General features: G+C 64.3%; 13 protein-coding genes. 8 read left to right on the top strand and 5 right to left on the bottom strand.

Annotated elements, in window-relative coordinates; all coding sequences use genetic code 11:
• Nucleotides 1–16 precede the first annotated feature (16 nt).
• Nucleotides 17–649 carry a class I SAM-dependent DNA methyltransferase gene (locus tag NKH42_RS03355; RefSeq protein WP_352506950.1) on the top strand — a complete coding sequence of 211 codons (633 nt, stop codon included), beginning with the start codon at nucleotides 17–19 and terminating at the stop codon, nucleotides 647–649.
• Nucleotides 650–667: 18 nt separating this feature from the next.
• Here the strand turns inward: NKH42_RS03355 and NKH42_RS03350 are convergent, their stop codons facing one another.
• Genes NKH42_RS03350 through NKH42_RS03340 form a run of 3 tightly spaced genes read right to left on the bottom strand, consistent with a single transcriptional unit; the run spans nucleotide 668 to nucleotide 4,173 of the window.
• Nucleotides 668–3,121 carry a GcvT family protein gene (locus NKH42_RS03350; protein WP_352686948.1) on the bottom strand — a complete coding sequence of 818 codons (2,454 nt, stop codon included), beginning with the start codon at nucleotides 3,119–3,121 and terminating at the stop codon, nucleotides 668–670.
• Nucleotides 3,118–4,002 (bottom strand): phosphotransferase, encoded by an 885-nt coding sequence (locus NKH42_RS03345; protein ID WP_254816390.1) that lies wholly within the window; start codon nucleotides 4,000–4,002, stop codon nucleotides 3,118–3,120. Before NKH42_RS03345 ends, NKH42_RS03350 begins: the two co-directional genes overlap by 4 nt.
• A 36-nt stretch (nucleotides 4,003–4,038) precedes the next feature.
• The gene (locus tag NKH42_RS03340) at nucleotides 4,039–4,173 is read right to left on the bottom strand and encodes a hypothetical protein (protein WP_352506952.1); all 135 of its coding nucleotides are present in this window, start codon (nucleotides 4,171–4,173) and stop codon (nucleotides 4,039–4,041) included.
• Nucleotides 4,174–4,439: 266 nt separating this feature from the next.
• On the opposite strand from NKH42_RS03340, the gene NKH42_RS03335 reads away from it, so the two are divergent.
• The 7 genes from NKH42_RS03335 to NKH42_RS03305 all read left to right on the top strand — a co-directional run bounded on the left by NKH42_RS03335 (nucleotide 4,440) and on the right by NKH42_RS03305 (nucleotide 11,975).
• Entirely contained in the window at nucleotides 4,440–5,216 is a 777-nt protein-coding gene (locus NKH42_RS03335) for a DeoR/GlpR family DNA-binding transcription regulator (RefSeq protein WP_352686951.1), read from the top strand.
• 66 nt (nucleotides 5,217–5,282) lie between these two features.
• A complete protein-coding gene (locus NKH42_RS03330; RefSeq protein WP_254816127.1) occupies nucleotides 5,283–6,209 on the top strand; it encodes a LysR family transcriptional regulator in 927 nt (308 codons plus the stop codon).
• Nucleotides 6,210–6,410: 201 nt separating this feature from the next.
• On the top strand, nucleotides 6,411–7,565 hold the full coding sequence (locus NKH42_RS03325) for an ABC transporter substrate-binding protein (RefSeq protein ID WP_352506953.1): 1,155 nt from the start codon (nucleotides 6,411–6,413) through the stop codon (nucleotides 7,563–7,565).
• Between the two features lie 191 nt (nucleotides 7,566–7,756).
• Nucleotides 7,757–8,752 (top strand): ABC transporter ATP-binding protein, encoded by a 996-nt coding sequence (locus NKH42_RS03320; protein ID WP_352506954.1) that lies wholly within the window; start codon nucleotides 7,757–7,759, stop codon nucleotides 8,750–8,752.
• Between the two features lie 14 nt (nucleotides 8,753–8,766).
• Nucleotides 8,767–9,717 (top strand): ABC transporter permease, encoded by a 951-nt coding sequence (locus NKH42_RS03315; protein ID WP_352507003.1) that lies wholly within the window; start codon nucleotides 8,767–8,769, stop codon nucleotides 9,715–9,717.
• A complete protein-coding gene (locus NKH42_RS03310; RefSeq protein ID WP_352506955.1) occupies nucleotides 9,707–10,522 on the top strand; it encodes an ABC transporter permease in 816 nt (271 codons plus the stop codon). Before NKH42_RS03315 ends, NKH42_RS03310 begins: the two co-directional genes overlap by 11 nt.
• 25 nt (nucleotides 10,523–10,547) lie before the next feature.
• Entirely contained in the window at nucleotides 10,548–11,975 is a 1,428-nt protein-coding gene (locus NKH42_RS03305) for a gamma-aminobutyraldehyde dehydrogenase (protein WP_352686956.1), read from the top strand.
• A 44-nt stretch (nucleotides 11,976–12,019) separates the two neighbouring features.
• Here NKH42_RS03305 and nhaA read toward each other — a convergent pair whose 3' ends face one another.
• Nucleotides 12,020–13,213 carry a Na+/H+ antiporter NhaA gene (gene nhaA, locus NKH42_RS03300; RefSeq protein ID WP_352686959.1) on the bottom strand — a complete coding sequence of 398 codons (1,194 nt, stop codon included), beginning with the start codon at nucleotides 13,211–13,213 and terminating at the stop codon, nucleotides 12,020–12,022.
• 93 nt (nucleotides 13,214–13,306) lie between these two features.
• Nucleotides 13,307–13,870: an ActR/PrrA/RegA family redox response regulator transcription factor gene (locus NKH42_RS03295; RefSeq protein WP_023676342.1), complete on the bottom strand. Its 564-nt coding sequence runs from the start codon at nucleotides 13,868–13,870 to the stop codon at nucleotides 13,307–13,309.

Here is a 13,870-nt window from a genome sequence, read left to right as displayed (position 1 = left end):
GGGCGACGAAACAGCAATGACGGACAGCAAACAGCAGAGCGCACTCGCCGCAGCCTATGCGGCGAAGCGGCCGGAAGACGTAGCCGCGCTCTACGACAGCTGGGCCGGCACTTACGACGCCGACATGTCGGCGGCCGGCTATCGCCATCCCACCATCTGCCTTGCCTTGCTGGCCCGCCATCTGCCGCGCGGCGCCGCACCTCTCCTCGATGCCGGCGCCGGCACCGGGCTCATCGGCGAGTGGCTCGCCATCACCGGTTATCCGCAGGTCGAGGCGCTCGACATCTCGGAAGGAATGCTGGCGCAAGCGGCGCGCAAAGGTATCTATTCGGCGCTGCACTGCCTGGCGCTTGGCGGGCCGCTGCCCTTCGTGGACGATGCCTATGCCGGGATCATCTCAGCCGGCGTCTTCACGTCGGGCCATGTCGGAGCCGAGGGGCTGGACGAGCTGATCCGCATCTGCCGGCCGGGCGGAGTGATCGTACTGACGGTGAAGAACACGCTGTGGGACACGGGCTTTGCCGCGCGGATCGCCGAGCTCGAGGCGCAAGGCATCGTCACCCGCGCCGAGGAGACGCCGCCCTATGTCTCGATGCCAGGCGAGGCCGATACGGTGCCTAGCCGGGGGCTGGTGCTCATCGTGAACTGAGGCTGAAATCGGAACGCTCTACGCCTTCACCTTTACTCCTGCCGGATCGTAAAGCGGCTCGAGGTGAATCTTCGCCGGCGTCCGTTCCATTGCCACAACCAGCTCGTAGTCGCCGGAGGTGAGGAAATCATCGCTGACGCCATAGGCATTGCGCACATAGCCGTAGCCGATGTTCCTGCCGATGGTGTAGCCATAGCCGCCGCTGGTGAGGTAACCGACCGCCTCGCCGTTGCGCAGGATGGTCTCGCGCCCGAGCAGCACGACGTCGGGATCGTCGACAGTGAAGCCGGCAAAGCGTTTCCTGAGCGTCGAGCCACCGAGCTTTTCAAGCGCCCGTCGGCCGAGGAAATCGGTGTTCTTCCTGAGCTTCACCGCCCAGCCGAGGCCGGCCTCCTGCGGCGTGTCGTTGGGCGTGATGTCGGCGCCCCAGGCGCGGTAGCCTTTTTCCAGCCGCAGCGATTCCAGCGCCCGGTAGCCGACCGGGCGGATGTCGTGGGTAGCGCCCGCCGCCATCAGCGCGTCGAAAACCTCGCCTGTCGCCGCGATCGGCGCATGCAATTCCCAGCCCAGTTCGCCAACATAGGTGACGCGCAGTGCCCGCACGGCGTGGCCGGCAATGGCGATCTCGCGAACATGGCCGAACGGAAAGGCGGCATTCGAGACGTCAGCATCGGTCACCGCCGACAGCACGTCACGTGCGCGCGGCCCCATCAGCGACAACGTGCCAAAATCCTCGGTGACGTCGGTCAGCGTCACGTCGAACTCCCTGCCGATATGATCGGCAATCCAGGAGAAATCGTGCGTGCGGAACCCGGTGCCGGTGACGATGTAGAATTTTTCCTCACCGAGCCTCGCCACGGTCAAATCGGCCTCGATGCCGCCGCGCGTATTGAGGAGCTGTGTGTAGGTCAGCCGGCCGACCGGCTTGGCGACGTCATTGGCGCAGATCCAGTCCAGCGCCTTCAGCGCGTCGGCTCCGGTCATTTCGTATTTGGCAAACGACGATTGGTCGAAAATACCGATCTTTTCGCGCACATGGCGATGCTCGTCGCCGACGGGTGAAAACCAGTTCTGCCGGCCCATCGAATAGACGTCCTTCGGCTCGATGCCTGCCGGCGCGAACCAGTTCGGCCGCTCCCAGCCAAGTTTCGAGCCGAACACGGCGCGATGTTTTTGCAGCCGCTCGTACAAAGGTGAGACGATGCGCGGCCGTCCGCTGGCATATTCCTCATGCGGGAAGCCGATCGTGTAGTGCTTGCCGTAGGCTTCCAGCGTGCGGTCGCCGACCCATTTCCGGTCGCGGTGCAGGTCGGAGAAGCGGCGGATGTCGACCACCCACAAATCGAGCGGCGCCTCGCCGTCGACGACCCATTGCGCCAGCGCCCAGCCGGCGCCGCCGCCGGACGCGATGCCGAAGGCATTGAAGCCGGCGCCGACGAACATATTGGGGCATTCCGGCGCCACGCCGAGGATGAAATTGCCGTCCGGCGTAAAGCTCTCCGGCCCGTTGATCATCTGCTTGACGCCGACATTGGCAAGCGCCGGGACGCGCTCGATGGCCTGGCTCATATGCTGCTCGAAATGATCGTAATCATCGTCGAACAGCCGGAACTCCCAATCGTCCGGCACATCGCCGCCGGGCAGGCCGGTCGTCCACGCCTGCGGGTTCGGCTCGTAGCCGCCCATCACCAACCCGCCCACCTCCTCCTTGAAATAGGTGCGGCGATCGGGGTCGCGAATTGTCGGCGCGTCGGTCGCCAGGCCGACGATCCTCTCGGTGATGATGTACTGGTGCTTCACCGGCTGCAGCGGCACGTTGATGCCGGCCAACGCACCCACCTGCCGCGCCCATTGCCCGGCGCAGTTCACCACCTTGTCGCAGGCGATATCGCCCCTGTTCGTCCTAACCTTGACGATCCGGCCGTTGGTCAGTTCAAAGCCGGTGACCCGCACCTCCTCGAACAATTTTGCGCCATGCATGCGCGCGCCCTTGGCCAGTGACTGGGTGATGTCGGAAGGGCTTGCCTGACCGTCGGTCGGCAGCCAGGACGCGCCGACGAGGTCGCCGGTTTCCAGCAGCGGCCACATTTCCTTGACCTCGGCCGGCGACAGCAGATGCATGTCCATGCCGAAGCTTTTGGCCGTCGTTGCCAGCCGCTTATACTCCGTCCAGCGGTCGGCATTGGTGGCGAGGCGCAGGCAGCCAGTCATCTTCCAGCCGGTGGCGAGGCCGGTTTCGGCTTCCAGCCCCTTGTAGAGATCGACTGAATATTTGAGCACGCGCGTGATCGACGCCGACGAGCGTAGCTGGCCGACCAGCCCGGCAGCATGCCAGGTCGAACCCGAGGTCAGTTTGCCCTGTTCGAGCAGCACGATTTCGGCCTTGTGGTCGCGCGCCAGATGATAGGCCGTCGAACAGCCGATGATGCCACCGCCGATGACCACGATCCCGGCCTGGGCGGGCAAGGTCATGTCCGCGTCCCGTATTTTGTCCTGTAGTTTTCCAGGGCGGCTTCGAGCCGCGCCAGGTTTTCGTCCGCGTAGGCGGCGTAGTCGACACCGGGCGCATCGAGGTAGAGCTCGGAAACCATGCCCCACATCGCCTCGCGCAGCAGCGACGCGCATTGCATGGCGGCGTGCGAGCGCCGTATCGCCGGGTCCGGCTCCTTCATGAAATAGGCAGTCAGGAAGGCGAAGGATTCCTCGTCGCTCATGCCGGCGTTCGAAGCCGCGCCGGCAAGGTCGAACATCGCGGTGTTGAAGCCGGCATATTCGAAGTCGATGAGCCACAGCCTGTGACCGTCGTCGATTATGTTAGCCGGCAGAAGATCGTTGTGACCGAAGACGATCGGCAGCAGTTTTTGCGCGCGCTCGAGCTCGTCCGCCAGAGTCAAAAGGCGTGGCAATTCGCCCAGCTTGCGGCTGCGGCCTTCCTCCAGCGTGCGCGCATAGTCGCGAATGACATGGAATACCCAGAACATGAAGCCGGCGCCGGAGATGTGACTGGGCATCTCCCGGTGGAAGCCGCGCAGCAACGCGGCAACGCGGCCGAGATCGGCGCGCACGTCCTGCGCGACGTAGGCCTTGGCGCCGAGATACTCCGTCACCATGACGCCCGGTCCGGTGTAGTGGACGGCCGGAGCGAAGCCTGCGGCGTGCGCTGCCCGCGCGGTCATCATCTCGCGCTCGCGAAAGACATGGTGGAACGGATAGTCCTGGCCGAGCCGTACGACGTGCCGCCCGGCCGCGTCCTTGACCAGATAATTGGCATTGCTCAGCCCACCCGGCAGCGGCGCAATGTCGATGCTGCCGGTCCAGCAAGGCAGCGCGCGGATGCGGTCTTCGACAGTCACGATCTCGTCCAACATCGGGTCAATTTTCCACGCATGTCACGGCTGGCCGGGGATGACAATCGGACAGAGGAATGGCGGCAACGCGAAGATCTCGTCGGTGCAGATCTCGGGATCGGTATCCCGCACCGCACCGACGAGCCCCTTTGTGCCGGGTTTCTTCGACGCCGGCATCCGCCCCCGCGGATCCTGAATTTCGGCACCCTTGCACCCAACAGTTTTCCCGGGCGTTCGGGCAGGCGATTTTTCGTGCGGCTCAGCCGTCGTCCTCCGTTCCGAGCCTGTCACAGCGATAATGTCGCGCCACGCTGGAGGCGTTGTCAACGCGAAATTGTGGTGTTCTCTGCGTTTTTGCCCGAATTTTGCGAAATTTATTGAAGCTAGTAGCGTTTTTGCCGTAGAAACGGTCAACGCTGCAACAATCCGACCGGATGGAACCGATGGTCCACTCGAAGCGGCATGGCGAAATCCTGCGCCTCCTCAAGGAGGAAGGCACTGTCACCATTGCCAGCCTGGCCGACCGGCTGGGCGTCTCGCTGGAGACGGTACGCCGCGACGTCAAGCCACTGACCAGCGACGGTTCCATCCTCAAGATGCACGGCGCAATCAGCCTGCCGTCGTTTGCCGGCGAAGCGCCGTTCGAGCGGCGCATGCGCGAGAACGCCGATGCCAAGCGGGCTATTGCCCGCATGGTCGCCGCCACCATCCGCGACGGCGAGTCCATCATGCTCGACACCGGCACCACCACCTCTTTCCTGGCCCGGGAACTGCTCGGCCACCGGCGGCTGACGGTCGTCACCAACTCCTCCGACATCGCCCGCACACTGGCCACCGTCAACGGCAACAAAGTCTATATGGCCGGCGGCGAGCTGCGCAGCGATTCCGGTGCTGCCTTCGGCGTCTCGGCCATCGAATTCGTCAGCCGCTTTTCCGTCAACCATACAGTGATATCGACCGGTGCGGTCGATGCCGTCACCGGCGTCATGGACTATGACCTGGAAGAGGCCGAATTCGCCCGCATGGTGCTGTCGCGCGGCCAGCGTTCGCTTGTCGTCACCGACCACAGCAAATTCGGCCGCCAGGGCCTTGTTCAGGTCTGCGGCTTCGGCGGCTTTTCCGAACTCGCCACCGACCGGCCGCCGCCGCACGACATCGCCGCCGCCCTCGTCCAGGCCGGCGCGCGGCTCAGCATTGCGGACGGCGGAAGCGAGGGCTGAGCTCTATCGGCAGATCGGCACCAGCACCCACTTCCCAGCGCCGCCTCTGCCGTGTTTAGTCCGGCCATGGCTTTCACCATCCGCCAATTGCAGTTCTTCATCGCCGTCGCCGAGCAGGGCACAGTGTCGGGCGCCGCCCAGAACCTGTCGATCTCGCAATCCTCGGTCACCGAAGCGATCAAGGAGTTGGAGCACGATCTCGGCGTCGAGCTGTTCGAGCGCCACCCGCGCGGCTTGAACATCACCCACAAAGGCCACCAGTTCCTGCGCCATGCGAGGAAGATCCTGGCCGACGTTTCCGATGCGCGCCGCGCCTTCTTCGGCGAACGGATCGCGGCAAGCGGGCGGCTGCAACTTGGCGTCACCTCGTTGGTCGCTGGCTATGTGCTTTCCGATCTTCTTGCCCGCTACCGCCGCGCCTATCCGGGTGTCGAGGTCTCGGCGATCGAGGACAATGGCGACTATCTCGAGCATCTGTTGATCGGCGGCAAGCTTGACATTGCCGTCATGGTCACCTCGAACCTGCGCGACCGCACCGCGCTGCAGTCCGAAATCCTCGAAGTCTCGGCCTACCGGCTGTGGCTGCCGCTCGGACACCCCTTGGCCGGTGCCGACATCATCGGCATCGGCGACATCGCCTCGGAACCGCTGATCATGCTGACCGTCGACGAGATCGAGGAGAATACCGGAAAGCTGCTGACGGCAATCGGCGCCAAGCCGCATGTCGCCTTCCGCACCCGCTCGGTCGAAGCGGTGCGCAGCCTCGTCGCTACCGGCGCCGGCGTGGCGCTGCTGCCCGACCTCGTCTACCGGCCATGGTCGCTGGAAGGCGACCGCATCGAATCGCGCGATATTTCGGGGTCGTTGCCGGTCGTCCAGGTCGGCATGGTCTGGCGGCGCGGCTCCGGTCTGCCGCAGGCGGCGCGCGACTTCATCGGACTTGCCCAGTCGCAGCGCATGGTGCGCCAACGGCCTGAGAAGATTGGCCGCTGACCTATCGGAAAAATCGATATCGGCTTTCTGATAAATGAATTTGCGAAACCGGAAATTTCGCAGCACTTTTCGGTCAGGGAACAAAGCTGCCGCCGGAGCACGGCCCTCAGAGCCGCGCATCCAACGTCTTTGAACGGGCGCATGATCTTCTTCCGAAAACCGAAACCGGTTTCGAGGTCATGCAAAAATGGGAGATCGACGATGAATTCATTGCTGAAATCATGCACTGCCTTGACGGTCGCGCTGAGCTTCTCCGGCCAGGCCATCGCCCAGGTCAAGGAGCTCGGCAAAGGCGAAGGCGAGGTCAATATCGTCGCCTGGCCGGGCTATATCGAGCGCGGCGAAACCGACAAGGCCTATGATTGGGTCACTTCGTTCGAGAAGGAAACCGGCTGCAAGGTCAACGTCAAGACCGCCAACACCTCCGACGAGATGGTCTCGCTGATGAACGAGGGCGGCTTCGATCTCGTCACCGCCTCGGGCGATGCCTCCCTGCGCCTTGTCGCCGGCAAGCGTGTCCAGCCGATCAACACCGATCTCATCCCGAGCTGGAAGACGGTTGACGACCGGCTGAAGGATGCACCCTGGTTCACCGTCGGCGGCGTCCATTACGGCGTCCCCTATCAGTGGGGGCCGAACGTGCTGATGTACAACACCGAAGTGTTCAAGGAGGCGCCGAAGAGCTGGAACGTGGTCTTCGAGGAAATGAAGCTTCCCGACGGCAAGTCGAACAAGGGCCGCGTCCAGGCCTATGACGGGCCCATCCACATCGCCGATGCCGCCAATTACCTGATGGCCCACAAGCCGGAGCTCGGCATCAAGGATCCGTACGAACTGACCGAAGACCAGTACAAGGCCGCGCTCGACCTTCTGCGGGTCCAGCGTACGCTGGTCGGACGGTATTGGCACGACGCCGCCATCCAGGTCGACGATTTCCAGAACGAAGGCGTCGTCGCCTCCGGCTCCTGGCCCTACCAGGTCAACACGCTGATCGCGGCCAAGAAGCCGGTCGCCTCGACCATCCCCGAGGAGGGCGTTACCGGCTGGGCCGACACCACGATGATGGAGGCCGATGCTGCCCACCCGAACTGCGCCTACATGTGGATGGAGCATTCGCTGTCGCCGAAAGTGCAGGGCGACGTCTCCGCCTGGTTCGGCTCGCTGCCGGTGGTACCTGCCGCCTGCAAGGGCAACGAACTGCTCGGCGAAGAAGGCTGCAAGACCAACGGCTACGACAATTTCGACAAGATCAAGTTCTGGAAGACGCCGGTCTCGAAATGCGCCACCCAGAACGACCAGTGCGTACCCTACTACCGCTGGGTGTCGGACTATATCGGCGTCATCGGCGGGCGGTGAGTTCGCCTCACCTACGAAGCCCGGCGCTGCCCCTCACCCTTACCCTCTCCCGGTGAAGAAACGGGGGGTCGCCAGCGTTGGAGCGCCTCCCTTCTCGCCGTCCACTATATACGGGGAGAAGGTGCCAGCAGGCGGATGAGGGGCGGCGCGACCGCCTGAAATTTGATGAGCCTGACAGATCAGGACGACCCATGACCTCCGCCGTTTCCTTCCAAAAAGTCTCCCGCCATTTCGGCAGCGTGCGTGCCGTCGACGCGGTCGATCTCGACATCGTGCCGGGCGAGTTCTTCGCCATGCTCGGGCCTTCCGGCTCGGGCAAGACGACGTGCCTGCGCCTCATCGCCGGTTTCGAGCAGCCGACGGCCGGCTCGATCTCGATCTTCGGCGAACGCGCCGAGGGCGTGCCGCCCTATCGCCGCAACGTCAACACCGTGTTCCAGGACTATGCGCTGTTCCCGCATCTCAACGTGCTCGACAACGTCGCCTATGGGCTGATGGTCAAGGGCGTCGGCAGACCGGAGCGGCAAAAGGCGGCGGAAGAGGCGCTGGCGCTGGTACGGCTTCCCGGCTACGGCGCGCGTCGCCCTGGCCAACTTTCCGGCGGCCAGCGCCAGCGCGTCGCGCTCGCCCGGGCGCTGGTCAACCAGCCCAAGGTGCTGCTGCTCGACGAGCCGCTCGGCGCGCTCGACCTCAAGCTTCGCGAAAACATGCAGGAGGAGTTGAAATCGCTGCAGAAGGCGCTCGGCATCACCTTCGTGTTCGTCACCCACGACCAGGGCGAAGCGCTGTCGATGGCCGACCGCGTCGCCGTCTTCAATGATGGCAAGATCATGCAGATCGGCACGCCGGAAGACATCTACCAGCGCCCCAAGACCCGCTTCGTCGCCGATTTCGTCGGCTCGTCCAACGTGCTGCCGCCGGATTTCGTCCAGCGCTATGCCGGCCAGCATCGCTGGGGCAGCCTGCGGCCCGAATCCATCCGTATTGGCCGGGCCAACGGCGAAGGCGTTGCCGCCCGCCTTGTCTCGACCAATTATCTCGGCGCCACGACTAGACTGGCGCTCGATGCAGAGGGCTTGCGGCTGCATGCCATCGTCCCGGCGGGTGCAGCCTTGCCCCGGGAAGGCGAGGCGGTGGTGCTCACCTTCAACCGCGAGCATTTGCATTTGATGGACGAACTGGGATGAGCCTGGACGCTGCCATGCCGCGGGCCACGGCGCCTGCCATCCTGCCGGGCAGCGGCGGCGTACGCGGCGCGCTCTCCGACATCTTCTGGCGCCGGCCGCAACTCCTGCTCCTGCTCATGCTGCTGCCGCCGGTTCTGTGGCTCGGCATCGTCTATATCGGCTCGCTCTTCGCGCTGCTTTTGCAGAGTTTCTTTTCGATCGACGAGTTCTCCGGCCTCATCAACCGCGAGTTCACGCTGAAGACTTATGGCGACCTGCTGCAGGCCGCCAATCTCGACATCATCCTGCGCACGGTGACGATGGCGGCGCTGGTGACGTTTGCGTCGGCGGTCATTGCCTTTCCCATCGCCTATTACGCGGCGCGCTATGCGCGCGCCCGTTGGAAGGCGTTGTTTTATCTCGGCGTCATGCTGCCGCTGTGGTCGAGCTACCTGGTCAAGATCTATGCCTGGAAGCTGATCCTCGCCAAGGAAGGCATCCTGACGTGGCTGCTGGCCAAATTGCATCTTCTATGGCTGCTCGATGCATGGCTATCGCTGCCGATCGTCGGCGGCAACTCGCTGTCGGTCTCGTCAACCGGCACCTTCATCGTCTTCGTCTATGTCTGGCTGCCCTTCATGATCCTGCCGGTGCAGGCCGCACTCGAGCGCGTGCCGGGCAATTTGGTCGAGGCCTCGTCCGATCTGGGCGCCTCGCCCGGCCAGACCTTCCGCAACGTGCTGTTCCCGCTGACGCTGCCCGGCATCGTCGCCGGCTCGATCTTCACCTTCTCGCTGACGCTCGGCGACTACATCATCCCGCAGATCATCGGTACCTCGCGGCTGTTCATCGGCCAGGCCGTCTATTCGCAGCAAGGCACCGCCGGCAACATCCCGCTCGCCGCCGCCTTTACCGTGGTGCCCATCGTCATCATGGGCTTCTACCTCTGGGGCGCCAAGCGCATGGGGGCTTTCGATGCGCTCTGACCGTGGCCCATCGGCGCCGATCGGCCTGAAGCTCGCTGCCACCGGCGGCCTGCTTTTCCTGCATTTGCCGATTGTGCTGATCTTCGTCTATGCCTTCACCACGGAGGAGAAGAGCTTCGTCTGGCCGCCGCCGGGGCTGACGACGCAATGGTTCGCCGTCACCTGGAACCGCCCCGACGTCTGGCAGGCGCTGTCGCTGTCGGTGCGGGTCGCGGCGATCTCGACCGCCATCGCGCTGGTCCTCGGCACGCTGTGCGCCGCCGCCGTGTCCCGCACAAAATTCTTCGGCCGCGAAACCATCTCGCTGCTGGTGATCCTGCCGATCGCGCTACCCGGCATCATCACCGGCATTGCGCTGCGCTCGGCCTTCGCGCTGGCCGAAATCCCGTTCTCGTTCTGGACGATCGTGCTCGGCCACGCGACCTTCTGCGTGGTCGTCGTCTACAACAATGCGGTCGCCCGTTTCCGCCGCACGTCCGGCTCGATGATCGAGGCGTCGATGGACCTCGGCGCCGACGGTTTCCAGACCTTTCGGCATGTCGTGCTGCCCAACATCGCAACCGCGCTGCTGGCCGGCGGCATGCTCGCCTTTGCGCTGTCCTTCGACGAGGTCATCGTCACCACTTTCACCGCCGGCCAGCAGCAAACGGTGCCGATCTGGATGCTCGAAGAGCTGATCCGTCCGCGCCAGCGTCCGGTCACCAATGTCGTGGCGATGGTCGTGGTGCTGGTGACGCTGCTTCCCATCCTCGCTGCCTATTACCTGACCCGCGACGGCGACCAGATCGCCGGTTCGGGCAAATGATCTCGTTCATAAGGGAGAGACTTCCATGGACACGCAGATGCTGATCGGCGCGAAATTCGAAAAAGGCACCGAGACCGAGGAACCGATCCTCAACCCGAAGACCGGGGCGACCATCCTCAATCTGCCCGAGGCCAGCCCGGCGCAGATCGAGGCGGCAGTGCTTGCCGCCGAAAAAGCCTTCGTCACCTGGTCGCGCACCACGCCGGCGCAGCGCGCCGGCTATCTCCTGAAGATCGCCGATCGCATCGAGGCCGCGGCACAGGATTTCGCGGCGCTCGAGGCGCTGAACTGCGGCAAGCCGATCAATGCCGTGCTCAATGACGAGATCCCGGCGATCGTCGACTGCTACCGTTTCTTTGCCGGCGCGGTCCGCTCGATGCCTGGCCAGGTCGCCGGCGAATACATTCCCGGCCACACCTCGATGGTCCGCCGCGACGCCATCGGCGTTGTGGCGTCGATTGCGCCGTGGAACTATCCGCTGATGATGATGGCCTGGAAGCTGGCGCCGGCGATTGCCGGCGGCAACACGGTCGTCTTCAAGCCGTCGGAACAGACGCCGCTGACCGCGCTGAAGCTGGCGAAAATCCTTGTCGAGATCCTGCCGGAAGGCGTCGTCAACGTCGTGCTCGGCCGCGGCGACAGCGTCGGCAACACGCTGATCAACCATCCGAAGGTCAACATGATCTCGATCACCGGCGACGTCGCCACCGGCAAGAAGGTGCTGCAGGCCGCCGCTAAATCGGTCAAGCGCACACATCTCGAGCTCGGCGGCAAGGCGCCGGTCATCGTCTTCGACGACGCCGATCTCGGTGCGGTGGTCAACGGCCTGCGCGCCTTCGGCTATTACAATGCCGGCCAGGATTGCACCGCTGCCTGCCGCATCTATGCCGGCAAGAAGATCTATGACAAACTCGTCGCGGACCTCTCCGCTGCGGTCTCGACCATCAAGTATGATCGCCCAGATGATACCGAGAACGAGATCGGCCCGCTGATTTCGCGTCGCCAGCGTGACCGCGTCTCGAGCTTCGTCGAGCGCGCCTCGGAGCTCAAGCACATCGAGATCACTACGGGCGGCAAGCCGGGCGAGGGCTCCGGCTTCTTCTACCAGCCGACCGTCGTCGCCGGCGCGCTGCAGGAGGACGAGATCGTGCGCCGCGAAGTGTTCGGCCCGGTGGTCTCGGTCACCCGCTTTTCCGAAGTCGACGAAGCGGTGAACTGGGCCAATGATTCTGACTACGGCCTGGCGTCGTCGGTGTGGACCAAGGATGTTTCGCGCGCCATGGCGACGGCCGCCCGCCTGCAATATGGCTGCACCTGGATCAACACCCATTTCATGCTGACCAACGAGATGCCGCATGGCGGGTTGAAACAATCCGGCTACGGCAAGGACATGTCGCTATATGCGCTGGAGGACTATACCGCAGTCCGCCACGTCATGATTGCGCACGGATAGCGCCCTCGGGGAGACGGTGGCCTCAGGCCGAAGGCGCCACGCGATTATTCTTCCGCCTCCTCCGCCCCGCTCGCGGCCGGCGCAACCAGCAGCACAGCGGCGCCGAGGATCGCTGCGATGAAAGAGCCGGCGAGGATGCCGACCTTGACCGCGTCCTGCAGAGCGACGTCGCTGGCGAAGGCGAGCAGGCCGATGAACAGGCTCATGGTGAAGCCGATGCCGCAGAGCAGTGAAATACCGATCATGTGCAGCCAGCCGGCATTGACCGGCAGATCGGCAAATCCGAGCCGGATGGCAAGCGCGGAAGACCCGAACACGCCGACCAGCTTGCCGGCGACGAGGCCTGCGGCGACGCCGAGCGTCAGCGGCTCGATCAAGGCGGCAGCGCTGAGACCGCCGAGTGAGACGCCGGCGTTGGCAAAACCGAAGATCGGGATGACGAAAAAGGGTACGATTGTGTGCAGGCCGTGTTCGAGCCGGTGCAGCGGCGAATGGTCGAGATCGTGGCCGCTGCCCGACGAGATCTTCAGCGGTATGGTGAGAGCCAGCGCGACCCCGGCGAGCGTCGCATGGACGCCCGATTTCAAAACCAAAACCCACAGCACGACACCAAGCACGATATAAGGCAGCAGCGTCAGCACCCGCATGCGGTTGAGCACCACCAGCAGCGCGATGACGGCGAAGGCGGCGCCGAGATAGGCGAGCGACAGGCCGCTGGTATAGAACACCGCGATGATGAGCACGGCGCCGAGATCGTCGATGATGGCGAGCGCGGTAAGGAATATCTTCAACGAGCCCGGCACGCGGCTGCCGAGCAGCGACAGCACGCCGAGCGCAAAGGCGATATCGGTGGCGGTCGGGATCGCCCAGCCGGACAGAGCGGCTGGATTGTTGCGGTTGATGGCGACGTAGACCAGTGCTGGCACCGCCATGCCACCGGCGGCGGCGATGCCGGGCAGCACGCGGCGCGGCCAGGTCGAGAGCTGGCCGTCGAGCATCTCGCGCTTGATCTCGAGGCCAACCAGCAGGAAGAACACCGCCATCAGGCCGTCATTGATCCAGTGCGAGACGCTGAGCGGTCCGAGATAGGCATGGAGGGCGGAGAAATAAGCTTCGGCCAGCGGCGAATTGGCGACGATCAGGGCCAGGGCCGCCGCAGCCATCAGGATGAGGCCGCCGGCCGCCTCGCTGTCGAGGAATTCGCGCAGCATGGAGACCAGCCGCTTTTCGTCCTGCATGTCGCCTCCGTCGTATCAGCGGCAAGGTCCGACGCACCGCCCAGCGATGATGCGCAAACGGCGCTGGCCGGGCAAGCCGGCAGTCAGAACCTTTTAGCGCGGCGCGCGCTTGGCGAGGATGCGTTGCAGCGTGCGGCGATGCATGTTCAGGCGGCGTGCGGTTTCCGAGACATTGCGGTCGCACATTTCGTAGACGCGCTGGATGTGTTCCCAGCGCACGCGATCAGCCGACATTGGATTTTCCGGCGGCGCGGCACGTTCGCCCGCCGTGCGGGTCAGGGCTGCAAAGATGTCGTCGGCATCGGCCGGCTTCGATAGATAGTCGATGGCGCCGAGCTTTACCGCCGTCACCGCGGTAGCGATGTTGCCATAGCCTGTAAGGATTATGGCGCGAGCATCGTCGCGCTTCTCGCGAATGGCAGCGACGACGTCGAGGCCGTTGCCGTCGGCCAGCCGCATGTCGACCACCGCATAGGCCGGCGGATTGGCGCGCGCCTTGGCAACCGCCTCCTCGACGCTCTCCGCCGTCTCGACCACGAAACCCCTGGTTTCCATGGCGCGGGCAAGCCGCGTCAGGAACGGCTTGTCGTCGTCCACGATCAGCAACGAGGTGTCCTCGCCTTCGACCATTGCGCCAATCGTTTCGTCAGTACTCAT

Origin of the sequence: Mesorhizobium sp. M1142 (assembly GCF_040318565.1) — a bacterium.
Taxonomy (GTDB): Bacteria; Pseudomonadota; Alphaproteobacteria; order Rhizobiales; family Rhizobiaceae; genus Mesorhizobium.
This window is presented reverse-complemented; position numbering and strand designations above follow the sequence as displayed.